The following is a 24706-nucleotide window of genomic DNA, read 5'->3' as shown; positions in this document are numbered from 1 at the left end:
TCAACTCGCCCCCATGCCCGAGAAACCCATGAATGCCAGCGCCAGCAAGCTGACCACGATGAAGGCGATCGGCGGGCCGACGAACAGGCGCGGCACATCCATCACGGCCAGCCGCTCACGCAGCCCGGCGAAAATGATCAGGACCAGGCTGAAACCCATGGCGGAACCGATGGCAAACAGGACGCTGGTAAGCATGCTCATCTTGGCGTCGACCAGCAGCAGCGCGATGCCCAGCACGGCACAGTTGGTAGTGATCAGCGGCAGGTAGATGCCCAGCAACTGGAACAGCGACGGTGACACTTTTCTGACCACCATTTCGGTGAACTGCACGGTGGAGGCGATGATCAGAATGAAGGTGATCGTGCGCAGATAGCCAAGTTCGAAAGGGGCCAGCAGCAGCGTGTTGACCGTCCAGCCCGCGATGGCCGCAACCGTCATCACAAATGTAGTCGCCATGCCCATGCCGACGGCGGCATCCAGGCGCGTGGTGACGCCCATGGTCGGGCACAGCCCGAGGAAACGGCCCAGAATGACGTTATTGACCAGCGCCGCGCTAAACATCAAGAGCAAATATTCTTTCATTGTGCTATCCCTTGCCTACTCAAGAACTGCATGTTTCGCCCGGCCTGGCGCGACGCAAAAACTGCGGAGCGAGATCGCCCCTCGTCTGTAAATACCCTGCCGCCATCCGCGAAATCACCAGCCCGATGACCAGGCCGGCGACCATCGCCGCCATGGTAATGAGGTCGCTGCCAAACTTCCATTGCGCCAACGACCCGGCAAGCAGCAGAATGGCCAGCGGAAGGGCGTAGGCGGTGATTGATGCCTTCAGCAGCACGTTGTCGCGAATGCCGAACACCACGCGCTCGCCGACGGCGAGATTGGCATTGTTGTCGATGCGGAAACGGCGGCTGTCCAGCCGGCTGGCCGTAGTGCCGATCCCCTTGGAACCGCATGCATCCGCCGAGGCGCAGCTGCCGCAACTGGAACCCTGCTCGGGCACCAGCCAAGCGGCCCTGCCCTCTATCTTCACCACCTGTGCGATGCCCTCGGTCATGCTGGGTGCGCTGAAATCCGTGGCGCCATGTGCGAACTCGTCCATGATCACGCTTCTACGGTGGAGATTACGCCTTCGGGCGTGACATAGATTGCCTTCTGCCCACCGGCAGAACGGAGGATGTGTTGGCGACGCTCGACCGGCGCCATCAGCATCGCTGTGGAAAGGCCATCGGCGGCAACGCCGGTATCCGCCACCACCGAGACCCCCAGCATCGCAGGCGCAGTGCGACCGGTGCGGGTGTCGATCAGGTGGGTGAAGGCGCCCTTGGCATCGAACAGGGTGCCATAGCCGCCCGAGGTGGAAACGCACTTGTCCACCAAATCCAGTGTGACGACTGCACGGTCAGGGTTGGAGGGATTGGCAATGCCAACGCGCCAGGCGGAACCATCCGGTTTGGTCGAGATTGCACGCGGTTCACCCATGTCCACCAGCATGTTGCCGAAGCCGTGGGCACGCAGCGTATCGGCGACGCGGTCGGTGATATAGCCCTGCGCGCCGCTGTTCAGCGTCAGCCCCATGCCGGGGCGGGCGAAGGAGACCTTCCTGTTTCCGGCATCCACCTCGACGGCGCGCCAGTCTACCAGTTCAAGCGCGGCGGCGAGATCACGCGGCGCCGGGCCGGCCAGGTCTGGGCTGGCTGCGGTGAAATGGCGGAAATAGGTCTGCCATACTGGCTGGATGGTGGGGTCGTAGACGCCCTCGCTGATCCTGGCCAGCGACAGGGCGCGGGTCAGCATGGCAATGAAATCGTCCGGCGCGTTTTCGAGCACGCCCTCGCGGTTGAGCTTCGAAATGGAACTGTCCGCGCGGTAAACGCTGAAGATCGCCTCGAGGCGCCTCAGCTCGTCGAGACCTGCGGCGATGGCGGCGCGCGCCTGTGCCTCGTCGGCATGGTAAAGCTGGATGGAGGCCGGCGCGCCCAAGGCGGTGCCTTCCCAGCGCACCGGCTTGGCCTGGGAGCTTCCCGTCTTCAACAGCAGCGGCAGGCCGGCGGCGGCGGCAACGAAAGCGATAAAACGGCGGCGTGACATTACGGCAGTCATAAGGACGACCTCGAATAAATAATTAGCAGCATGCCTGGGGCGGATAAATGCCGCACAAAAGCGATTCCATTAACAAAAAACCTGCGCCGGCCGCATAAGCGGACGCCGCGTCAAATCTGCCTGAACTATCGGGAAGCGTGCATTGTTGGTGATGAAGCAGGTATTTCCGGACAGGCTGAATACCGGGAACATCTTGTTTTTGCGCTGCGCTTAAGCCAGTTTGAAGCTCATATTGCGGAACATAAAATTAGTGCATCGCGTTTATTCGGTCAAGCAAAACTTGCATGAAAAACCCATCTTTTAACCCATCAGTTAAAACGCTCATCCGTCTGCCCCGTTGACACCGGAAAAACAATAAGATTCAAATCAGGCCATAACCGGGATCGCGCCGCCAAGCGCGACCCGGACTGCAACTGACCTCAGACCGGCTCCTGGTACTGCTCCTCCAGCAGTTTGGCCTGTGCCGCCGCAAGGCGCGCGATAGGCACGCGCGGTCCGGAACAGGAGACGTAATTGAGCCCAATATGGTGGCAGAAGCGGATCGAGCCGGGATGCCCGCCATGTTCTCCGCAGATGCCCATCTTCAGCTCCGGGTTAGTTCCCCTGCCCTTCGCCACGGCCATCTTCATCAACTGCCCCACTCCCTTGATATCCAGCACTTCGAAGGGGTTGTCTTCCAGGATGCCGGTTTCGTTGTAGGCGGGGAGGAATTTGTTTTCCGCATCCTCACGGCTGAAGGAGAACGTGGCCTGGGTCAGGTCGTTGGTGCCGAAGGAGAAGAACTCGGCAGTTTCGGCCATGCGCCCGGCGCGCACGCAGGCGCGCACCACTTCCAGCATCGAGCCGAACTTGAACTGCACGTTGATGCCGTAGGTTGCGTTCACTTCCTGGTGGATGCGCTGCACGTAGCTGTGGATGCGCTTGAGCTCTTCCACCGTGGCGACCTGCGGCACCATGATTTCCGGATAGATTTCCACGCCGTCCTTGGCGCACAGCGCGGCGGCTTCCAGAATCGCGCGTATCTGCATCGAGTAGATTTCGGGATAGGTGATGCCCAGCCGCACGCCGCGATGGCCGAGCATCGGGTTGACTTCGGCCAGCGCCCTGACCTTCTTCAGGATCACTTCCTTCTTGCCGATGACGTCTTCCTCCATGTGCGACTCCTTGAAGTCGCTCAGGCCGCCCATCAGCTTCATCAGGCCGTCGGCATATTGCTGGTAGAGCTTGGGATTGAGCATCTTGAGCGTCTCCGGCAACTCTTCCAGGCCGTCGATGGTATCGCGCAACTGGTGCAGGTGCGCGATTTCCAGTTCGAGCTGCGCCGCAGTGGGCAGGAACTCATGCATCGGCGGGTCGAGCAGGCGCACGGTTACCGGCAACCCCTTCATCGCCTTGAAGATGCCCTTGAAGTCGGCGCGCTGGATCGGCAACAGGCGATCCAGTGCGGACTGGCGGGCTTCCGGCGTCTCGGCCAGGATCATTTCCTGAACGATCGGCAGCCGGTCGGTACTGTTGAACATGCGCTCAGTGCGGCACAGGCCGATGCCCATCGCGCCGAACTCGCGCGCGCGCGAGGCGTCGCCGGGCGTATCCGCGTTCGCCAGCACCTTGAGCTTCGCCACCTCATCCGCCCAGGACAGCAGCGTGGCCAACTCCTCGGAGAACTCGGCCTCCACCGTCGGCACTTCGCCCGCGTAAACATGGCCGGTACCGCCGTCGATGGTGACGACATCGCCCTCGTGCAGGGTAGTCTCGCCGATCTGCGCGCTGCGCAGCACGTCGTTGATGACGATCTGCTCGCAGCCCGAGACGCAGGGCTTGCCCATGCCGCGCGCCACGACGGCGGCGTGCGAGGTCTTGCCGCCGCGGCTGGTGAGGATGCCCTGCGCCTGGAAGAAGCCGTGGATGTCCTCGGGCTTGGTCTCCTCGCGCACCAGGATGATCTTCTCGCCGGCGCGGCCGCGCGCCTCGGCGGTGTCGGCATCGAACACGATCTTGCCCGAGGCAGCGCCCGGCGATGCAGGCAGACCCTGCGCCAGCGACTTGCCGTGGAAGTTCGGCGCAAGCTGCGGAACCAGCAGCTGCTCCAGCACCGCAGGCTCGATGCGCAGCAGCGCGCGCTCCTTGGAAATCAGCCCCTCATGGAACATCTCCACCGAGGAGCGCACCATGCCGCGCGCATTCATCTTGCCGTTGCGCGTCTGCAGGCAATACAGGATGCCCTTCTCAATGGTGAACTCGAAATCCTGCACTTCGTGATAATGCGATTCCAGCCGGTTGTGCAGCGCCATCAGCTGACGGTATATCTCCGGCATCTCCTGCTCCATCTCGGCGATTGCCTTCGGCGTGCGGATCCCCGCAACCACATCCTCGCCCTGCGCATTGACCAGGTACTCGCCGTAAATAAGATTTTCGCCGGTGCCGGGGTTGCGCGTGAAACCCACGCCGGTGCCGGAATCATTGCCCATGTTGCCGAACACCATGGTGCAGATGTTCACCGCCGTGCCGTTGGCCTGATCCCTGGTGATCTTGAACTGCTTGCGGTAATCCACCGCACGCTTGCCCATCCACGAGCCGAACACCGCGCCGATGGCGATTTCCAATTGCTCGTACGGGTCTTGCGGGAAGGGCTTGCCGGTATGGTGCTTGACGATATCGAGAAACTCACCCCCCAGTTCCTTGAGGTGTTCGGCGCTCAGATCTACATCCTGCGGTGCGCCGTATTTGCGCTTGATCGCAGCCATGCGCTCGTCGAAATGCTCGTCGCTGATGTTGAGCGCGATCTTGCCGAACAACTGGATGAAGCGGCGGTAGGCATCGTAGGCAAAGCGGGCATTGCCGGTTTGCTTGATCAGCCCCTGCAGCGAAGTTTCGTTGAGGCCGAGGTTGAGGATGGTGTCCATCATGCCCGGCATGGACATGGACGAGCCGGAACGCACCGAGATGAGCAGGGGGTTCGTGCCGCTGCCGAAGCCCTTGCCGGTCTTCTTTTCCAGCGCCAGCATGTGCTCCTTGACGGAGTCCATCAACCCATCAGGCAGCTTGTTCTTTTCCAGGTAGGCGGTACACGCGTCGGTGGTAATGGTAAATCCGGGGGGGACATTCAGACCGATCTGGGTCATCTCGCACAGATTCGCACCCTTGCCGCCCAGCAACATCTTGTTTTTTCCGTCGCCTTCTTCGAAGGTATAGATGTATTTCTTGCCACTACTCATGACACCCCCCGTTAAAAATTTGCATATTATCGGCCTTTGCACAATCCATGACAAATGTCTTTACCACAATCACCGATCCGCAATGGCAACTTCACGCGCTTGCCAGGCAAGCGCGGTGAGTTAGCTTCTTTTGGTGAATTCAGGAATCCGGTGCAACGCACTCCCGTGCAACGGGAACCCCGGGCCATGCTACGCGTCGGCTGATCCCTTCTTGGTGTCCTTCGCCATGTGCTCGAAAATCGCGTAGTGCTTGCGCAATTCCTTGTCGTAGAACGCCACGGTTTTTCCGCTATCGCTATTCATGTTCTTCACCAGACCGCGGAAGCGCGGTTCGTTCTTGACGAACTCATGGATGGACACGGATGGCTCATTCGAATCCAGCGAGAGCGGATTCTTGCCCTCCTCCTCGCGGCGCGGGTCGTAGCGGTACAGCGGCCAGTGGCCGGTGTTGACCGCCAACTCCTGCTGCTGGTGCTGTATGCCCATCTCGTAGCCGTGCTCGGTACAGGGACTGTAGGCGATGATTACCGACGGGCCGTCAAAGGATTCGGCTTCGAGAATGGCTCTCAGCGTGTGCGCGTCCTTCGCACCATAGGCGACCTGGGCAACGTAGACATTGCCGTAGCTCATGGCAATCTGCCCCAGATCCTTCTTGCCGGTCGGCTTGCCGCCAGCGGCAAACTTGGCCGTGGCGCCGCGCGGCGTAGCCTTGGAGCACTGCCCGCCGGTGTTGGAATAAACCTCGGTATCGAGCACCAGGATATTGACGTTGCGGCCGGAGGACAGCACGTGATCCAGGCCACCGAAGCCGATATCGTAAGCCCAGCCGTCGCCGCCGATGATCCACACGCTCTTCTTCGCGAGATAGTCGGCCAGGCTCTCCAGATTGCGCGCCTCGGCGGTATTGATACCGGCCAGCACCTTGCGCAATGCTTCGATGCGCTCGCGCTGGGCGAAGATACCCGCTTCTTCGGACTGATCTGCGCCGAGAATGGAATCGGCCAGTTCGGCGCCGACTTTATCCTTCATTCGCGCCAACAGCTCGCGTGCCTGCTCGGCCTGCTTGTCGATACTGACGCGGAAACCCAGGCCGAATTCGGCATTGTCCTCAAACAACGAGTTTGCCCAAGCCGGACCGCGCCCCTCGGGATTCGTGCTGTAGGGCGTGGTGGGCAGGTTGCCGCCATAGATCGAAGAGCAACCGGTGGCATTTGCCACCACCAGGCGGTCGCCGTACAACTGGGTAACCAGCTTGATATAGGGTGTTTCGCCGCAACCGACGCAGGCTGAAGGAAACTCGAACAGCGGCTGCAGCATCATCGCACCCTTGATGGTGGAGGTGCGCAGCTTGGTGCGATCGAATTCCGGCAGATTGAGGAAGAAATCCCAGTTTTCCTTTTCCGACTTGCGCAGCGGCTCGATGTCGCGCATGTTGAGCGCCTTGTAGGTCGGGTCGGTCTTGGATACCGCCGGACAGATGTCGACGCACAGGGTACAACCGGTGCAATCCTCGGGCGCCACCTGATAAGTGACGTGCATGCCCTGCTCGAATTCCTTGCCCTTGATCTGGATATGCTTGAAAGTGGACGGCGCATCCTTGGCCAATTCGACCGGGAACACCTTGGAACGGATGGCGGTATGCGGGCAGACGAACGCGCACTTGCCGCAGTAGATACACAGCTCTTCGTCCCAAACCGGAATTTCCAGCGCCAGATTGCGCTTGTCCCAGATTGCGGTGCCGGTAGGCCAGGTGCCATCGGCGGGGAACACCGACACCGGCAGCAGATCGCCGCGGCCGGCCATGATCTCGGCAGTCACGCGCTTGACGAAATCCGTCGCGCTAGCGCCCACCGTTTCGGGCATTTCGAACGCGCTGGTGACGGTGGCCGGAACCTTGATCTTGTGCAGGTTGGCAAGGGTCTCGTCGATCGCCTTCCAGTTGGCCTCCACCACCGCCATGCCCTTCTTGCTGTAGGACTTCTCGGCGGCGGACTTGATCTTCTCGATTGCCAGATCGCGCGGCAACACGCCGGAAATGGCAAAGAAGCAGGTCTGCATGATGGTGTTGATGCGGCTGCCCATGCCGGTCGCCCTGGCAATGGCGTAGGCATCGATCGCATAGAACTCGATCTTCTTGTCGATGATCTGCTTCTGCATCTTGCGCGTCAGCTTGTCCCACACCTTATCCGGCGCGACCGGGATGTTGAGCAGGAATACCGCGCCTTCGGCGGCGTAATCCAGCATTTCGTAACGCTCAAGGAACCCTGGCTGGTGGCAGCCGATGAAGTTCGCATCGCTGTTGCCGATCAGGTAGGGGGAATGGATCGACTTGGGCGAGAAGCGCAGATGGGAGACGGTGACCGCGCCTGCCTTCTTCGAGTCGTAGACGAAATAACCCTGGGCGTAGAGCTCGGTTTCCTCACCCATGATCTTGATGGTGTTCTTGTTGGCGCCCACGGTGCCGTCCGAGCCCAGGCCGTAGAACACGCAACGGTTCACGCCGCGGCTGGCATCGTTGCGGAAAGTCGCGTCCCACTTGAGACTGGTGTGGGTTACGTCGTCGATGATGCCGACGGTGAAGTTATTCTTCGGCTGGTCCTTTTTCAGTTCGTCGAACACGCTCTTGATCATGCCCGGCGTGAACTCCTTGGAGGACAGACCATAGCGCCCGCCCACCACGCGCGGCAGAGCGGTGAATTTGCCCCTGCCGGCGGTAAAGGCTTCGGCCAGCGCCGTCACCACGTCCTTGTACAGCGGCTCGCCGTCCGCACCGGGTTCCTTGTTGCGGTCGAGAACGGCAATATGCTTGGCCGTGACCGGAATGGCCTTGAGCAACTCTTCCGACGCAAAGGGGCGATACAGACGCACTTTCAATATGCCAACTTTTTCGCCATGGGCGGTGAGGTGCTCCACCGTTTCTTCCGCGGCATCCGCGCCCGAACCCATCAGAATTGCCACCCGCTCGGCATCCGGGGCGCCGACATAGTCATACAGGTGGTATTGGCGGCCGGTAAGCTTGGCAAACTTGTCCATCGCCTTCTGCACGATGCCGGGCATCGCGCTGTAATAGGAGTTGACCGTTTCGCGTGCCTGGAAGTACACGTCGGGATTCTGTGCCGTGCCGCGAATCACCGGATGATCCGGAGTCAACGCGCGCGCGCGGTGGGCGAACACCAGCTTGTCGTCGATCATCTCGCGCACGACTTCGATCGGCACCTGCTCGACCTTGGCTACTTCGTGGGAGGTGCGGAAGCCGTCGAAGAAATGCAGGATCGGCACACGCGCTTCGAGCGTCGCGGCCTGGGCGATCAGCGCCATGTCCATCGCCTCCTGCACGGTGTTGGAGGCAAGGAAGGCAAAACCGGTCGAGCGCGCCGACATCACGTCGCTGTGGTCGCCGAAAATCGACAGGCCCTGTGCCGCGAGCGAACGCGCCGCAACATGCATGACGAACGGCGTCAGTTCGCCGGCGATCTTGTACATGTTGGGGATCATCAGCAGCAGGCCCTGCGAGGCGGTGAAGGTGGTCGTCAGAGAGCCGGTCTGCAGCGCCCCGTGCACCGTGCCCGCAGCACCGCCTTCGCTCTGCATTGTGATCACCTGGGGAACAGTGCCCCACAGGTTTTTGGTACCCTGCGCCGACCAGATGTCGGAATATTCCCCCATCGGCGATGAGGGTGTAATCGGGTAAATCGCAATCACCTCATTGGTCAGATGGGCAATATAGGCTGCTGCTTCATTCCCGTCGATCGTAACCATTTGCGCTTGGTACATCAAAAACTCCTTCAGTCAATATTAATTCTGTCCGGTCGCCCGGAAATTAAGCATGGGCACAGCCCGAAATTCCATAAATTCGCATGATGGTCACACGGAATCAGATCGATAGACCCGCGGGCGGGCATGGAGTTTTGCGGCCAGTCGTATGCATACGACCAGTCGAATAAAACATAAGTTCGGAGAATGCCCCAGATCCGCCATGGACGAAGCGGGACCACAACCAGAATCTAATATCAATCAGAAGGCCAGTAGCGGCACCAACAACCACCGCACGGCAAATCCAGCGAGTCCGATGCTACGTATTCTATCCTAACTATTCATGCCGCAAAGCTTCTTACAGCCCACCGCGATGCGGTTTGCCCACAACCCCTCTATCTCAAATTTGCCATCGATAATACCTAGTGTAATACTACACATTATTCGGCATTTTGTCTGTTAGTCCGAAGCATTAATCCGGAAATTAACCCCAAAATAAAGAAACCAAAGCGCTTGCCTGATTCCCCATTTGCCTTTCTGCCGTTATAACAAAAACTCACGTGCAGCCACTACAATGACCCGGCCAACTAATTGCCATTGAGCATGGCAGGACGATGCCGCTATAATGGCCAACTCGAATACTCGGGCAACCCTCCACCAGGGTGCAACCTGAAAAATTATAATCCGGCTGTATTTCATCATTTAGCCAGACGCAGGATCAATTTGTGATAACAAAAATACTTGTCGCCAACCGCGGTGAAATTGCGGTGCGCATCGTGCGCGCCTGCTCTGAAATGGGCATCAAGTCGGTCGCCATCTACACGGATGCCGACCGCCATGCGTTGCACGTCAAGAAAGCGGACGAGGCCTACCACATCGGTTCCGAGCCGGTCGCCGGTTACCTTAACGCCCACAACATCGTCAACATCGCGGTAACTTCGGGATGCGATGCGTTGCATCCGGGCTACGGCTTCCTCTCTGAAAACCCGGAATTGGCGGAAATTTGTGCCCGCCGCGACATCAAGTTTATCGGCCCTGACGCGGAGGTCATCCGCCAGATGGGCGACAAAGTCCAGGCGCGCAATGCCATGATCGCAGCGGGCATTCCTTGCGTGCCAGGCAGCGACGGCAATCTCGCCGATGTGGAAGAGGCGCGTGCGCTGGCCAACAAAATAGGCTACCCCGTGATGCTCAAGGCCACAAATGGCGGCGGCGGACGCGGCATCCGCCGCTGCGACAACGACAAGGACCTGGTCGGCAACTATGAGCGCGTGATTTCGGAAGCCAGCAAGGCCTTCGGCCAGCCGGAAGTCTTCCTGGAAAAATGCGTGGTCAATCCGCGGCATATCGAAGTGCAGGTGCTGGGCGACAGCCATGGCAACACGATCCACCTGTTCGAGCGCGACTGCTCCATCCAGCGCCGCAACCAGAAACTGATCGAGATCGCCCCCTCGCCGCAAATTAACGCAGAACAGCGCGAATATATCGGCAGCCTGGCCGTCAAGGCCGCTCGTGCCGTGGGCTACGAGAATGCGGGCACCGTCGAATTCCTGCTCGACCGGGACGGCAATTTCTACTTCATGGAAATGAACACCCGCGTCCAGGTCGAACACACCGTGACGGAAACCATTACCGGCATCGACATCGTGCAGGAGCAGATCCGCATCGCCGACGGGCATGAGTTGCAATACAAGCAGGAAGACGTCCGGTTCCGCGGCTATGCCATGGAGTTCCGCATCAATGCGGAAGACCCCAAGAACGGCTTCCTGCCGAGCTTCGGCAAGATCACCCGCTACTATGCGCCAGGCGGCCCCGGCGTGCGCATCGACGCCGCCATGTACAGCGGCTACGAGATACCGCCCTACTTCGATTCCATGTGCGCCAAGCTCACCGTCTGGGCGCTCACCTGGGACGGCGTCGTCGAACGCGGCCGCCGCGCGCTCAAGGACATGCTGATCTACGGCGTCAAGACGACCATCCCGTACTATCAGGAAATCCTGAAACACCCCGACTTCAGAAATGCGGACTTCAACACAGGGTTCGTGGAATCCCATCCGGAATTGATCGACTACACCACGAAAATCCCGCCGGAACTTAGGGCAGCAGCCATCTCGGCCGTGATCGCGGCGCACGAAGGCATTTAATTCAACCTAGCAGGCAAGTAAAACCATGGCAAAAACCCTTATTTCCGAACTGGTGCTGCGTGACGGCCATCAATCCGTGATCGCGACGCGCATGCGCACCGAAGACATGCTGCCCATCTGCCACAAGCTCGATAGCATCGGTTTCTGGTCGCTGGAAGCCTGGGGCGGCGCGACCTTCGACTCCTGCGTGCGCTTCCTGAAGGAAGACCCTTGGGAGCGCCTCAGGAAACTGCGCAAGGCCCTGCCGAACACCCGCATCCAGATGCTGCTGCGCGGCCAGAACCTGCTCGGCTACCGCCACTATTCCGACGACGTGGTGCGCGCCTTCGCCGCCAAGGCCGCGGACAACGGCATCGATGTGTTCCGCATCTTCGACGCGATGAACGACCTGCGCAATCTGCGCGTCTCGGTCGAGGCAGTGAAAAAAGCCGGCAAGCATGCCGAGGGCTGCATCAGCTACACCACCAGCCCGGTGCACGGCATTCCCCAGTTCATCGAACTCGCAAAAGAGCTGGAAGCGATGGGCTGCGACACGATCTGCATCAAGGACATGGCCGGCCTGCTCACGCCTTATGCGGCCACCGACCTGGTCAAGGCGTTGCGCGCCGCCGTCGGCCTGCCTATCCATCTGCACAGCCACGCAACCTCCGGCCTCTCCGGCATGAGCTTCCTCAAGGCCGTGGAAGCGGGTGCCACCATGCTGGATACCTGCAACTCCTCCTTCGGCGAAGGCGCGAGCCACTCCTCGACCGAGAGCATTGTGGCCGCGCTGAAAGGCACTCCATACGACACCGGCCTCGACCTCGCGGCGATCCAGGAAGTCACCGCCTATTTCTACGAGGTGCGCCAGAAGTACTGGCAGTACGAGAGCGCGTTCACCGGCGTGGATACGCGCGTGCTGGTGAACCAGGTGCCGGGCGGCATGATTTCAAACCTGTCCAACCAGCTCAAGGAACTGGGCGCGCTCAACCGCATGAACGAGGTGCTCGCCGAAATCCCATTGGTACGCGAAGATCTGGGCTACCCGCCGCTGGTCACGCCGACCTCGCAGATCGTCGGCACACAGGCGGTCATGAACGTCCTGACCGGCGCGCGCTACAAATCGGTCACCAATGAAGTCAAGAACTACCTGCTCGGCCACTACGGCAAGGCGCCGGGCAAAGTCAATGAACAGATCAGGAAGCTCGCGGTCGGCGACGCGGAAGTCGTGACCTGCCGCCCGGCGGATCTGCTCGAAGACGAGATGAACAAGCTCAGGATCACGTGCGAAGACCTGGCGAAGAGCGAGGAAGATGTCCTCACCTATGCCATGTTCCCGGATATTGCGAAGACCTTTCTGCAGGAGCGCAACGCCGGCACGCTCAAGCCGGAGCCGCTGCTATCCAAAGAGGCCGCCACCACCTCCTCCGAACGCTACGCACCCAATGAATTCAAGGTGACGCTGCACGGTGAAACCTTCCACATCAAGCTCACCGGCAGTGGACACCACGGCGAAGCCCAGCGCCCGTTCTACGTATCCGTCGACGGCATTTCCGAAGAAGTCATTGTCGAGACCCTGAACGAGATCGAGGTTTCCGGCGGCAAGGGTAACGGCAAGAAAAAAACTGCCGCCCCGGCATCGGGCACCGGACGCCCGCGCCCCTCCCACGAGGGCTGCGTGACGACCGCCATGCCCGGCACCATCGTCGACGTCAAGGTCAAGGCCGGAGACAAGGTCGAGGCCGGAGATGGCGTACTGGTCATCGAAGCCATGAAGATGGAAAACGAAATCCAGGCGCCTCTGAGCGGCGTCGTCATCGGCGTCCATGTCAAAAAGGGCGACAGCGTAGCGCCGGATGAAACCCTGGTTGAGATACAGTAAATCCGCATAAGCGGCTGGAATGCCCTGCATGAGTGACCGTCTCCATCCATCCGACGTACTCTATGCAGGCAGCCGCCCATTTCCCCGGCTTGCCGCGTGCGAGCATTTTGCCGGCAGTGAGAAGCTGCTGAACAAGGCGCTCCAGATCCAGGCCGAATTATCGGCCGATGGAAGGCCTGTCTTCGATATCACCGCCGATTGCGAAGACGGCGCCCCGGCGGGCAGGGAGCGGGAACATGCGGAGATGATCGCCGGCCTGCTCCTGTCCGGCGAGAACCGCTACGGCCGCATCGGCGTGCGCATCCACGATGTCAGGCATCCGGTCTGGCGCGACGAACTGGAAATCATCATCAGCCGTGCAGGGCAATGTGTAGCCTATATCGTTTTACCCAAGCCTGAAAATGCCGGTGATGTTGCGACCCAGATCGCCGCGCTCGACGAACTGAGGAACCGCTACGGCATCGCGCGCGCGATTCCCGTCCATGTGCTGATCGAGACCCCTGGCGCGCTGCATGAGGTGTGGGAGATCGCCCGCCTGCCGCATGTCGAAACCATCGATTTCGGCCAAATGGACTTTGTCTCTGCGCATCACGGCGCGATCCCTGCCACCGCGATGCGCTCCCCCGGCCAGTTCAGCCATGCACTGGTGGTACGCGCCAAGTGTGAAATCGCCGCCGCCGCACTGGGCAACGGCGTCGTACCCAGCCACAATGTCACCACCGAAATTCGCGATATCAATGTAGTGCGGGAGGATGCGCGTCGCGCCCGGCAGGAGCTCGGATTCCTGCGCATGTGGAGCATTCACCCTGCCCAGATCATGCCCATCGTCGAGGCCATGCGTCCGGACTTCGCCGAAGTCGGCGAAGCCGCTACCTTGCTGGCGGCGGCCCAGGATGCGGCCTGGGGGCCTATCCAGCATGAAGGCAAGCTGCACGACCGCGCCTCCTACCGCTACTACTGGGAACTCCTGCAGCGCGCACAGGCAACAGGCATGGACATCCCTTCCGACGCCCGTCTGCGCTTCTTTTCCTGAACCCGTCCTTTGCGCCGCAGGCGCCGCTAAAAAAGCGAAAAAAGAAGGTTGATGGCCGGAAGATTTTTGAAGTAACATCGTGCCTCCGCGCATCCCGAATGAACGACATTCCGGCAATGCAGCAAAACATCCTGATGGTGCAGCAAAAAAACACAAGCCGAAGCGGCATGCCAGCCGGAACGGCAGACAGAAACAAACTTTAACCAAAACGGGAAATTCCATGACTCTGATGATAGGAATCCCGCGGGAAACCGCCGCGGGAGAAAAACGTGTTGCGACTGTTCCTGAAGTCGTAGAGAAACTTATCAAGCTGGGCTTCAAGGTCGCCGTCGAATCCGGCGCCGGTGATGCGGCAAATTTCAGCGACGACACTTACCGTGCCGCAGGCGCGGAAATTATCGACGGCACGGCCAAACTGTGGGCCGCGTCCGACATCGTTTTCAAGGTATGCGTGCCGACAACGGAAGAGGTCGGCCTGATGCGCGAAGGCGGCACCCTGATCGGCTTCGTCTGGCCGGCGCAAAATCCGGAATTGATGCAGCAACTGGCGGCGAAGAAGGCCACTGTGCTGGCCATCGACGCGCTGCCGCGCCAGCTTTCCCGCGCGCAGAAGATGGACGCCCTGACCTCGCAGGCCGGTGTTGCCGGCTACCGCGCCGTGATCGAGGCCGCCAATGCCTTCGGCCGCTTCTTCAACGGCCAGATCACCGCTGCGGGCAAGGTTCCTCCAGCCAAGGTCTTCATCGCCGGCGCCGGCGTGGCGGGCCTCGCGGCCATCGGCACCGCAGCCGGCCTGGGCGCGATCGTGCGCGCCAACGACACCCGTGCCGAAGTGGCCGACCAGGTCGTGTCGCTGGGTGGCGAATTCGTCAAGGTCGATTACGAGGAGGAAGGCTCCGGCGGCGGCGGCTACGCCAAGGTGATGAGCGAGGGCTTCCAGCAGGCCCAGCGCGAGATGTACACCAAGCAGGCCAAGGAATGCGACATCATCATCACCACCGCGCTGATCCCTGGCAAACCCGCACCCCGGCTGATCACCGCCGAGATGGTGCAGAGCATGAAGCCCGGCAGCGTCATCGTGGACATGGCGGCCGAACGGGGTGGCAACTGCGAGCTGACCGAGCCCGGCAAGGCCGTGGTGAAGCACGGCGTGACCATCGTCGGCTATACCGATCTGCCCAGCCGCCTGGCCAAGCAGTCCTCGACGCTGTATGCGACCAACCTGTTCCGCCTCACCGAGGAACTGTGCAAGGCCAAGGATGGCAACATCAACGTCAACATGGACGACGACGCCATCCGCGGCCTGACGGTCATCAAGGAAGGCGAGGTCACCTGGCCGGCGCCCGCGCCCAAACTGCCGGCTGCACCGGCCAAACCGGCTGCGGCAAAGGCGGCTGCACCCGCCGCCAAAGGCCACGGCCATGGCGGCAGCAGCGAGCCAATGGCTGGCGGCAAACTGGCGATCATGTTCGGCGTCGCCACAGTCCTGTTCTGGTTCGTCGGTGCCTTCGCGCCCGCTGCCTTCCTCGGGCATTTCACGGTGTTCGTGCTGGCCTGCTTCGTCGGCTACATGGTGGTGTGGAACGTCACTCCCGCCTTGCACACCCCGCTGATGAGCGTGACCAATGCGATCAGCAGCATCATCGCCATCGGTGCGCTGGTGCAGGTCGCGCCGCCGGTCGGCGGAGCTGATGGCAGGGGTCTTATCCTCGGCCTCGCCGTCGCCGCCTTGGCGCTCACCGCAGTCAACATGTTCGGTGGTTTTGCCGTCACCCAGCGCATGCTGGCGATGTTCCGCAAATAACTAGGCCGTAGAAAACAATACAAGGTAATCAATCATGTCTGAAAGCTTGGCAACAGTTTCATATATCGGCGCAACGATACTCTTTATCCTGAGTCTCGGCGGCCTGTCCCATCCGGAAACCTCGCGGCGCGGTAACCTCTACGGCATGATCGGTATGGCGCTTGCCGTACTGGCCACCATCTTCGGCCCGCGTGTCACCATGGCCGGCATTCCGTGGATCGTCGGCGCCATGGTAGTCGGCGGCAGCGTCGGCATCTACGCCGCGCGCGTGGTAAAAATGACGCAGATGCCCGAACTGGTCGCGCTGATGCACAGTCTGGTCGGCCTGGCCGCCTGCCTGGTCGGGTTTGCAAATTACATCGACCCGGCGGCAGCGGCCAATTTATCCAGTGCCGAAAAAGCCATCCACGAGATGGAAATCTACATCGGCATCCTGATCGGCGCTGTGACCTTCTCCGGCTCGATCATCGCCTTCGGCAAACTGTCGGGCAAGATCGGCGGCAAGCCGCTGCTCCTGCCCGCACGCCACTGGATAAACCTTCTGGGCCTGCTGGTCGTTATTTTCTTCGGCTACAAGTTCCTCAATACGCACTCGGTTGCCGACGGCATGATCCCGTTGATCGTTATGACCGTGATCGCGCTGCTGTTCGGTATTCACATGGTGATGGCGATCGGCGGCGCGGACATGCCGGTGGTGGTGTCGATGCTGAACAGCTACTCCGGCTGGGCGGCGGCAGCAACCGGTTTCATGCTGTCGAACGACCTGCTGATCGTCACCGGCGCGCTGGTGGGTTCTTCCGGCGCGATCCTTTCCTACATCATGTGCCGCGCGATGAACCGCCACTTCATCAGCGTGATCGCGGGCGGCTTCGGCACCGGCAGCGGCGCACCTGCCGCACCGAGCGGCGATGCACAACAACCGGCCGGCGAAGCGGTGCCGGTCAGCGCGGTCGAGACCGCAGAACTGCTGCGCGAAGCCAAGAACGTCATCATCGTGCCGGGCTACGGCATGGCGGTGGCGCAGGCACAGCACACGGTCTACGAGATCACCAAGCTGCTGCGCGAAAAAGGCGTCAACGTGCGTTTCGGCATCCACCCGGTCGCGGGCCGTATGCCCGGCCACATGAACGTGCTGCTCGCCGAAGCCAAGGTGCCCTACGACATCGTGCTGGAAATGGATGAGCTCAACGACGACTTCCCGTGCACCGATGTCGCGATGGTGATCGGTGCCAACGACATCGTGAACCCGGCCGCGCAGGACGATCCGAACAGCCCGATCGCCGGCATGCCGGTGCTGGAAGTATGGAAGGCCAAGACTTCGATCGTGATGAAGCGCAGCATGGCCTCCGGCTACGCGGGCGTCGACAATCCGCTCTTCTACAAGGAGAACAACCGCATGTTGTTCGGCGACGCAAAGAAAATGCTGGACGAGGTGCTTGCCTCGCTGAAAGCATAGCGAAGCAGAATTTTGGCAGGATAACGCCCGCACCAGCGGGCGTTATTCCATCTGACGTTAAAATCCCGGACCGGAATTACACGACATCCCGATCATGCCACACACAAGCCTGAACCCGGCCACCAATCAGTTGCTCCAGACCTACGCCAGCTGGGATGCCAGCCGCCTGGAGCGGGCGCTTGAGAAAGCCCACCACGCGCAACAGGCCTGGGCACAAACTGCTTTTTCCCGGCGTGCCGAAGTGCTGCGCAACGTCGCGCATCAGTTGCACGCCCGGTGCGACCGCTATGCAACCTTCATCACGCAGGAAATGGGCAAGCCGCTGCGCGAGGCGCGAGCCGAGGTCGAGAAATGTGCGAGCGTCTGCGACTACTATGCGCAGCATGCCGAAGAATTCATGCGCTCCGAACCGGGGGAGTCGGACACCGGCCGAAGCTACGTTGCGCATTATCCGCTCGGCGTGGTGCTGGCCATCATGCCGTGGAACTTCCCCTTCTGGCAGGCATTCCGCGCCGCAGCCCCTGCCCTGATGGCGGGTAATGCGATGGTGTTGAAACATGCGCCGAACGTGCCGCAGTGCGCGCTGGCGATCGAGGCCGTATTCCGCGAGTGCGGCCTGCCGGATGGAGTGTTTACGAGCCTGATGATCGAGGTCGAGCAGACGGCCGAGGCCATCGCCAGCCCGCATGTGCATGGTGTCACGTTCACCGGCTCGGAAGCCGCGGGACGCAAGGTGGCCGCGTGCGCCGGCCAGCACCTGAAAAAATGCGTGCTGGAACTGGGCGGCTCCGATCCTTTCATCGTGCTGCACGATGCCGATCTGGAGTTGACGGTCAGCACGGCGGCCGCCTCGCGTTTCATGAATTGCGGGCAGTCGTGCATCGCCGCCAAGCGCTTCATCGTCGTGCCGCAGATCGCCGACGAATTCCTGCGCCAGTTGAAAGCAAAAGTGGAGACGCTCAGGCTCGGCGACCCAATGGACGACGCGACGCAGATCGGGCCGATGGCGCGCGCCGACCTGCGCGACTCATTGCATGGCCAGATCAGCGATTCCATCGCGCAGGGTGCGGTCGCGGTGAGTGGCTGCCAAGCGGTGGAGGGAAAAGGCTTCTTCTACCGCCCCTCGATCCTGGATCGCGTCACCCCGAAGGTTCGCGCCTACAACGAAGAAATGTTCGGCCCGGTGGCGACCGTGATCCGCGCCGCAGACGAAGCGGATGCGCTGCGCATCGCCAACGATACCCGCTACGGACTCGGCTCGTCGATCTGGAGCCGCGACACGGCGCGCGCCGAACAACTGGCAGCGCAGATCCAGGCGGGCTGCACCTTCGTCAACGGCATGGTCAAATCCGACCCGCGCCTGCCCTTCGGCGGCGTAAAGGCCTCGGGCTACGGGCGCGAACTATCGAAACTGGGGATGCTTGAATTCGTGAATGCGAAGACCGTGTGGATCCGGTAGAAATTCCCGCACAGGATGATTCCCCTCCCCGCCTGCACACGCTCAATCTATGGCATGCACTAGCACAAGAACGGCGAGTATGCCGGCGATAATACCGATGGGAAAAACCCGGTGCCCGTATTGCGCCAACTTGTCCGACACGATGGCAAGGGCAATGAAGAGAATGCCGATGATTATGGACTCCATTTGCAATCCCTCCAAGATGACTTTGCCGCCATGGAAAAATCCCTTTTCATCCAGATTTGAGGCCCCCTATCTACTGCGCGAGCAGGACAATTGCCATCAATATGCCAGCGAGAGCGCCCATCGGCACGGCATAGCGCCGGTATTGCGCAATCTTTTCCGGCTCGATGGCAAGGGCGACGATGACGATGCCTATACCGATCCCGATGATTATGGTTGCCATTTTCAACCCCCGAAACGTGATTCCTTCCGCCGATGGAAGTGACTTGCACCCGTCGGTGATGTTCGTGCTAATTGCCAAGCGGATCAATAAGCAAATTCGGGTACATTCCACCTACAGTGTCATGAATCACATCCGGCAATTTACGCATGGGCTAGCCGCTGAAATTCTGATGCAAGCCAACCAATGAGCCTATCCATGAAACCAGTCGATACCTGCAACGCCTTCGTCCCCGGCGAGATGATTACCGTCTCGCCGACAAAGGAAGGAAAACTTTCCTCGCTGACCTTCGCGGTGAAGGAACTCTACGATGTCGAAGGATTCGTCACCGGTGCAGGCAATCCGCGCTGGAAGAGCACGCATCCCGTGGCGCAGACGACTGCGCCCGCGGTCGAGCGGCTGCTGAACGAGGGCGCCACGCTGCTCGGCAAGACCATCTCGGACGAGATGGCCTTCTCCCTCGATGGAGAAAACTTTCACTACGGCACGCCGCTGAATTCCAAATGCCCCGACAGGATTCCGGGCGGCTCTTCCAGCGGCTCCGCCTCTGCGGTCGCCGGCGGCTTGGTGGATTTTGCGCTGGGCACCGACACCGCCGGTTCGATGCGCATCCCGGCATCGTATTGCGGCATCTACGGCATCCGCACCACACACGGCGCAGCTTCCCTGCAAGGCGTGTATCCGATGGCGCCGAGCTTCGATGCGGCCGGGTGGTTCGCGCACACGCCGGAGATGATGGCGAGGGTGGGCGGCGTCATGCTCGGCCGCGACATCCCGGAATTCAACGCGCGCAGGCTCCTGATCGCGCGCGACCTGTTTGCCACACAAGATGCCGAACTCGCGACGAAATTCGATACGTTCATCAGCGGCCTTTCCCGGCTCGGCATCGAGACCGCCGAGATCGAACTGGGCAAGCCGGACTTCGCGACCTGGATCGAGACGCTGCGCAACATCCAGTGGTGGGAGCTGAACGAGGCGCATGGCGCATGGATTTCTCAGAACCTCGACGCCTTCGGCGCGGAAATTCGCGGGCGGCTCGAAAAGATATCCACGGTCAGCCGCAGCGACATGGAGGAAAAGCGACTGATCAGAAAGCAGTTGATCGAACAGATTGAAGGCATCGTTTCTCCCGGCACGCTGGTCGTTTTCCCGACCGCTGCCGGCGTCGCACCGCTCAAGGGCCGGTCGATAGAAGAGGCGCGCGCAGGCCGCCTCAACACCATGCGGCATACCTGCATCGCCGCGGTTGCCGGGCTGCCGCAAGTTTCGATGCCGCTGCTGGAAAAGGACGGTTGCCCGCTCGGCATCTCGCTGCTGGGTGCGCGCGGCCAGGATGGCCAGCTTCTGGCGGCTGCCCAACTCTTCGGAAAAGGTTAAAATGCTGCCCCATACACCAAGCACCGATTTATCGTTTATCTCCCCGGAGCCTTCATGCCTGTAGCTGCCTACCTCGATAAAATGCCGATCCTCGGAGCACGCGTCTATGCCCATGCATCCTGCCAGATCATCGGCGAGGTGAGCATCGGCGACGACAGCTCGGTCTGGTGCAATGCGGTGTTGCGCGGCGACGTGAACCGTATCGTGATCGGCCGGGGCACCAGCATCCAGGACCTCACCATCGGGCATGTCTCGCACAAGACGCCGGACAAGCCGGACGGCTCGCCCCTGCTAGTCGGCGACTATGTGACCGTCGGGCATTCCGCCGTCCTCCACGGCTGCACCATCGGCAACGAATGCCTGATCGGCATGGGCTCGGTCATCCTCGACGACGCCGTCATTCCCGACCGCGTCATGATAGGCGCGGGCAGCCTGGTTCCGCCGGGCAAGGTGCTGGAAAGCGGCATGCTCTACGTGGGGCGCCCCGTCAAGGCCGTCCGGGCGCTGACCCAGGAAGAAATCGCCCGCCTGAGATACTCGGCCGAGCACTATATCCGCCTGAAAGACGACTATCTGAACAACCCGTCGCGCTAGTCCGGGACAGGCAATTTTCCCGCCAGCCATCGGCGCGCAACCAAATCCATCTTTACCCCTCTAATTCGATGATTCTGCGCGGCGGTTCTTCCAAAACCTGTATAATTTCGTCGGCATATTTTGATATAATTATTTTTTTAAATTGTTGTGGCCGCCATGACAGGGCCTGCGGACGGCACACCCCCCATTACTTAGTTACTGAGGAGCAGTAGATGCAAGGCAAAACCAAGAACGATCTGATCATCCGAATCGGCGGTGAAGGCGGTGAGGGTGTCATCTCAGTAGGCGATTTCATCACTCAGGCCTGCGCACGCGCCGGTCTCGACGTCTACACATTCAAGACTTTCCCGGCCGAAATCAAGGGTGGCTACGCGATGTACCAGGTGCGTGCCAGCACCGAACGGGTATACAACCAGGGCGACATCTTCGACGTCCTGTGCGCCTTCAACGGCGAAGCGTACAACATGAACCGCGCCTTCCTCCGGCCTGGCACCGCCATCGTCTACGACAGCCCGAGCGACTTCACGCCGGACATTCCGGAAGGCGTACACGCTTACCCTATCCCGATGACCCAGACAGCCAAGGAATTGAACAACCCGCGCGCCAAGAACATGGTGGCGATGGGTGCGCTGTCGGAACTGTTCAACATTCCGGTGGAATCCCTGCGTGAAGTGCTCACCACCAAGTTCGCGCGCAAGGGCGAGGATGTGGTGCAGGGCAACCTGAAAGCGCTGGAGCGCGGCCGCGAACTGGCCGCTGCGCTGAAAAAGACCGATCCATGGGCCATCGGCACACCCAAGTCCAAACAGGAAGTCATCGTGATGTCGGGCAATAACGCCATCGGCCTAGGCGCGATCATCGCGGGATTGGACTTCTTCTCCGCCTACCCCATCACCCCGGCGACCGAAGTCGCGATTTACGTCGCGAAGCACCTGCCCAAGCGCGGCGGCACCCTGATTCAGGCCGAAGATGAAATCGCCTCCATTTCCCAGGTTCTCGGCGCCTCCTATGCGGGCAAGAAAGCAATGACCTCCACCTCCGGACCCGGCCTCGCACTGATGAGCGAGATGCTGGGCATGGCATTCATGGCCGAACTGCCTTGCGTGGTGGTCGACGTTCAGCGTGGCGGCCCCTCTACAGGCTTGCCGACCAAGCATGAGCAATCCGACCTGTTCCTGGCAATACACGGCGGCCATGGCGATGCCGGGCGCATCGTGCTGTCGGTGGAAAACGTCAAGGACTGCATCGACTTGACCGTCGTGGCGTTCAACCTCGCGGAAAAATACCAGTGCCCGGTGCTGTTGCTTTCCGACGGCTCCCTGGCGTTCTCGACCCAGAGCGTACCCTGCCCGAACCCGGCCGATTACAAGCTGGTGGAGCGCAAGCGCTGGAACGGCGAAGGCGAGTATCAACGCTACAAATTTACCGAAGACGGCATTTCACCGATGGCCGATCCCGGCACACCCGGCGGCTTGCACATCGCCACCGGCCTCGAACACAGCGAGAGCGGTCTGCCCAGCTACGCATCGGCCAACCATGAGGCCATGCAGGCCAAGCGTTTCAACAAGCTCAAGAACGTGGTCAACGATGTCGCTCCGGCGGAAGTGGATGGCGAAGGCGCGGCAGACCTCGGCATCATCACTTGGGGCAGCACCATCGGCGTGGTGCGCGAAGCGCTGCAACGCCTGCGTGCCGAGGGATACAAGGTCAAGGGCTTCTATCCCAAGCTGCTGAACCCTCTGCCGGCGCAGCAATTCGAGGACTTCGGCGCATCGTGCAAGCGACTGCTGCTGCCTGAAGTCAACTTCCAGGGCCAGCTCGCGCACTTCGTGCGCGCGGAAACTTCGTTGCGCCCCGAGTCCTACACCATTTGCGGCGGAATGCCCTTCACGCCTGAAATGATAGTAAACAAAGTCAAGGAGATACTGGCATGAACGCGATCCTTCAACCGCACACCCACTTCAACAAGGTGGACTTCAAACCCAAGGATTTCAAGGATGAAAAGACGCCGGCATTCTGGTGCGCCGGCTGCGGCCACTACGGCGTATTGACAGGACTGTTGCGCGCGCTTTCCGAACTCGGCGTCGACCCGAACCATCTGGTGAGCGTTTCCGGGATCGGTTGCTCCTCGCGCCTGCCATACTTCGTCAATTCCTACAAGATGCACACCCTGCACGGCCGTGCGGGCCCCGTGGCAACGGGCGTGCATTTGGCGCGTCCGGATCTCGCGGTAGTGGTCAGTGGCGGCGATGGCGACGGCTTCTCCATCGGCGGCGGGCACATGCCGCATCTGGCGCGCAAGAATATCAACATCACCTACATCCTGATGGACAACCACGTCTACGGCTTGACCAAGGGTCAATGCTCGCCCACCTCGCGCGAGGAGATGAAGGCCGCAGTTACCCCGTATGGCGGCATGGAAGAGCCTCTGGATCCGATCCTGTACATGCTCACCTACGGTGCCACTTACGTCGGACAGGCGTTTGCCGGCAACGCCAAGCTGGGGGCACAGCTCATCAAGGGTGGTATGGAACACAACGGATTCGCCTTCATCAACCTGCTCTCGCAATGCCCGTCATTCAACGAGCTGGATACCGCAGTGTCCTTCAGAAACGCCTGCGACGAGGTTGATCCTGCCCACGATATAAGCGACCTGAATGCCGCGATAAACGTGGTCACTGCGGCGAAAAAAGCCGGCCGCATCCCCACCGGGTTGCTGTACAAGACCGATCGCCCCGCCCTTCACGAGCGTATGGCAGAACTGGTCAAGCGCGTCGGCGGGCACAAGGACTATGATTTGAAGAAGATCATCGACCTCTCGCGTCCATGACGAAAAGCAATACCACGCCTGACGAAAACGACCAGCCCGTCGCCCTGACCATCAACGGCCTCGCCGTCAACGCCTCCGCGGACATGACCCTGGTCGAAGCCGCATGGCATGGCGGCGTGCCGCAGATAACGAGCGTCGGCTGCATGGAAGGGGTGTGTGGCTCCTGCCGTGTCATGTTGCGGCGTGGCAAGGAGGTGACGGTAAATCTCGCCTGCCAGACTTTCGTCGAGGACGGCATCGAGGTCGTATTCCTGCCGCCCGCATCGGCGCCCCGCCATCATTACGAAATCAACGATTTCAAGGATGGCTGGGACATTCATGCACGCTTCCACAAAATTTTTCCCGAAGCATCGCGCTGTCGGCATTGCCACGGCTGCGTGCAGGCATGCCCCAAGGACATTGCCGTCGAGGACGGTGTCGCACTGGCTGCGGCAGGCCGCTACCGCGAGGCGGGGGAAGTATTTTTTGAATGCGTCATGTGCGAACTGTGCGACGCCGCCTGCCCGGAACTGATCGCCCCGGCTCATGTGGGCCTGTTCAGCCGGCGCGTAACGGCTCATTTTCATCTTCGCCCGCCCAACCTGATTCACCGGCTGGAGGAGTTGCGCCAGGAGCGCATGAACACCTGCCGTGAGATGGTGGCAAAAAATGAAAATGACGAGGATTGATCGAAG

19 protein-coding genes are annotated in these 24706 nt (G+C 60.7%); 12 read left to right on the top strand and 7 right to left on the bottom strand.

Annotated elements, in window-relative coordinates:
• The 3 genes from rsxA to ACRRNM_RS00855 are packed head-to-tail and all read right to left on the bottom strand — an operon-like array spanning position 1 to position 2103.
• Positions 1 to 582, bottom strand: coding sequence for an electron transport complex subunit RsxA (gene rsxA / locus ACRRNM_RS00865; RefSeq protein ID WP_435626360.1), 582 nt, complete (start codon positions 580 to 582; stop codon positions 1 to 3).
• A 19-nt stretch (positions 583 to 601) separates the two neighbouring features.
• Complete coding sequence (locus ACRRNM_RS00860) at positions 602 to 1102, bottom strand: SoxR reducing system RseC family protein (RefSeq protein ID WP_435626359.1); 501 nt, start codon at positions 1100 to 1102, stop codon at positions 602 to 604.
• A 2-nt stretch (positions 1103 to 1104) separates the two neighbouring features.
• Positions 1105 to 2103: an FAD:protein FMN transferase gene (locus ACRRNM_RS00855; RefSeq protein ID WP_435626358.1), complete on the bottom strand. Its 999-nt coding sequence runs from the start codon at positions 2101 to 2103 to the stop codon at positions 1105 to 1107.
• A gap of 30 nt (positions 2104 to 2133) precedes the next feature.
• Between ACRRNM_RS00855 and ACRRNM_RS00850 the strand changes: the two genes are divergently transcribed.
• Positions 2134 to 2391 carry a hypothetical protein gene (locus tag ACRRNM_RS00850; RefSeq protein ID WP_435626357.1) on the top strand — a complete coding sequence of 86 codons (258 nt, stop codon included), beginning with the start codon at positions 2134 to 2136 and terminating at the stop codon, positions 2389 to 2391.
• A gap of 131 nt (positions 2392 to 2522) precedes the next feature.
• Here ACRRNM_RS00850 and ppdK read toward each other — a convergent pair whose 3' ends face one another.
• Positions 2523 to 5318, bottom strand: a complete 2796-nt coding sequence (gene ppdK, locus ACRRNM_RS00845; protein WP_435626356.1) for a pyruvate, phosphate dikinase — start codon at positions 5316 to 5318, stop codon at positions 2523 to 2525.
• Between the two features lie 189 nt (positions 5319 to 5507).
• On the bottom strand, positions 5508 to 9092 hold the full coding sequence (gene nifJ / locus ACRRNM_RS00840) for a pyruvate:ferredoxin (flavodoxin) oxidoreductase (RefSeq protein ID WP_435626355.1): 3585 nt from the start codon (positions 9090 to 9092) through the stop codon (positions 5508 to 5510).
• 704 nt (positions 9093 to 9796) lie between these two features.
• Between nifJ and ACRRNM_RS00835 the strand changes: the two genes are divergently transcribed.
• The 6 genes from ACRRNM_RS00835 (at position 9797) to ACRRNM_RS00810 (ending at position 18828) form a co-directional block, all read left to right on the top strand.
• Positions 9797 to 11215 carry an acetyl-CoA carboxylase biotin carboxylase subunit gene (locus ACRRNM_RS00835; RefSeq protein WP_435626354.1) on the top strand — a complete coding sequence of 473 codons (1419 nt, stop codon included), beginning with the start codon at positions 9797 to 9799 and terminating at the stop codon, positions 11213 to 11215.
• Between the two features lie 25 nt (positions 11216 to 11240).
• Positions 11241 to 13076: a sodium-extruding oxaloacetate decarboxylase subunit alpha gene (oadA, locus tag ACRRNM_RS00830; RefSeq protein ID WP_435626353.1), complete on the top strand. Its 1836-nt coding sequence runs from the start codon at positions 11241 to 11243 to the stop codon at positions 13074 to 13076.
• Between the two features lie 28 nt (positions 13077 to 13104).
• The gene (locus ACRRNM_RS00825) at positions 13105 to 14109 is read left to right on the top strand and encodes an HpcH/HpaI aldolase/citrate lyase family protein (protein ID WP_435626352.1); all 1005 of its coding nucleotides are present in this window, start codon (positions 13105 to 13107) and stop codon (positions 14107 to 14109) included.
• Positions 14110 to 14329: 220 nt separating this feature from the next.
• Positions 14330 to 15913 carry a Re/Si-specific NAD(P)(+) transhydrogenase subunit alpha gene (locus ACRRNM_RS00820; RefSeq protein ID WP_435626351.1) on the top strand — a complete coding sequence of 528 codons (1584 nt, stop codon included), beginning with the start codon at positions 14330 to 14332 and terminating at the stop codon, positions 15911 to 15913.
• A 34-nt stretch (positions 15914 to 15947) separates the two neighbouring features.
• Positions 15948 to 17369 carry a Re/Si-specific NAD(P)(+) transhydrogenase subunit beta gene (gene pntB, locus ACRRNM_RS00815; RefSeq protein WP_435626350.1) on the top strand — a complete coding sequence of 474 codons (1422 nt, stop codon included), beginning with the start codon at positions 15948 to 15950 and terminating at the stop codon, positions 17367 to 17369.
• Between the two features lie 94 nt (positions 17370 to 17463).
• Positions 17464 to 18828, top strand: a complete 1365-nt coding sequence (locus ACRRNM_RS00810; RefSeq protein ID WP_435626349.1) for an NAD-dependent succinate-semialdehyde dehydrogenase — start codon at positions 17464 to 17466, stop codon at positions 18826 to 18828.
• Between the two features lie 42 nt (positions 18829 to 18870).
• On the opposite strand, the gene ACRRNM_RS00805 is transcribed toward ACRRNM_RS00810, so the two are convergent.
• Together ACRRNM_RS00805 and ACRRNM_RS00800 are read right to left on the bottom strand one after the other, a co-directional pair.
• Positions 18871 to 19014, bottom strand: a complete 144-nt coding sequence (locus ACRRNM_RS00805; protein WP_435626348.1) for a hypothetical protein — start codon at positions 19012 to 19014, stop codon at positions 18871 to 18873.
• A gap of 70 nt (positions 19015 to 19084) precedes the next feature.
• On the bottom strand, positions 19085 to 19234 hold the full coding sequence (locus ACRRNM_RS00800) for a hypothetical protein (RefSeq protein ID WP_435626347.1): 150 nt from the start codon (positions 19232 to 19234) through the stop codon (positions 19085 to 19087).
• A gap of 195 nt (positions 19235 to 19429) precedes the next feature.
• Here ACRRNM_RS00800 and ACRRNM_RS00795 point away from each other — a divergent pair, with 195 nt between their 5' ends.
• The 5 genes from ACRRNM_RS00795 to ACRRNM_RS00775 all read left to right on the top strand — a co-directional run bounded on the left by ACRRNM_RS00795 (position 19430) and on the right by ACRRNM_RS00775 (position 24700).
• The gene (locus tag ACRRNM_RS00795; RefSeq protein WP_435626346.1) at positions 19430 to 20608 is read left to right on the top strand and encodes an amidase; all 1179 of its coding nucleotides are present in this window, start codon (positions 19430 to 19432) and stop codon (positions 20606 to 20608) included.
• Positions 20609 to 20662: 54 nt separating this feature from the next.
• The gene (locus ACRRNM_RS00790; RefSeq protein WP_435626345.1) at positions 20663 to 21202 is read left to right on the top strand and encodes a gamma carbonic anhydrase family protein; all 540 of its coding nucleotides are present in this window, start codon (positions 20663 to 20665) and stop codon (positions 21200 to 21202) included.
• A 212-nt stretch (positions 21203 to 21414) separates the two neighbouring features.
• The gene (locus ACRRNM_RS00785; protein WP_435626344.1) at positions 21415 to 23136 is read left to right on the top strand and encodes a 2-oxoacid:acceptor oxidoreductase subunit alpha; all 1722 of its coding nucleotides are present in this window, start codon (positions 21415 to 21417) and stop codon (positions 23134 to 23136) included.
• The gene (locus ACRRNM_RS00780) at positions 23133 to 24032 is read left to right on the top strand and encodes a thiamine pyrophosphate-dependent enzyme (protein ID WP_435626343.1); all 900 of its coding nucleotides are present in this window, start codon (positions 23133 to 23135) and stop codon (positions 24030 to 24032) included. Before ACRRNM_RS00785 ends, ACRRNM_RS00780 begins: the two co-directional genes overlap by 4 nt.
• Positions 24029 to 24700 carry a 2Fe-2S iron-sulfur cluster-binding protein gene (locus tag ACRRNM_RS00775; RefSeq protein WP_435626342.1) on the top strand — a complete coding sequence of 224 codons (672 nt, stop codon included), beginning with the start codon at positions 24029 to 24031 and terminating at the stop codon, positions 24698 to 24700. Before ACRRNM_RS00780 ends, ACRRNM_RS00775 begins: the two co-directional genes overlap by 4 nt.
• The last annotated feature ends 6 nt before the right edge of the window (positions 24701 to 24706 follow it).

This window comes from Ferrigenium straubiae, assembly GCF_051257895.1.
Taxonomy (GTDB): Bacteria; Pseudomonadota; Gammaproteobacteria; order Burkholderiales; family Gallionellaceae; genus Gallionella; species Gallionella straubiae.
Note: the sequence above shows the minus strand (reverse complement) of the source record. Positions and strands in the feature narration are given on the sequence as shown.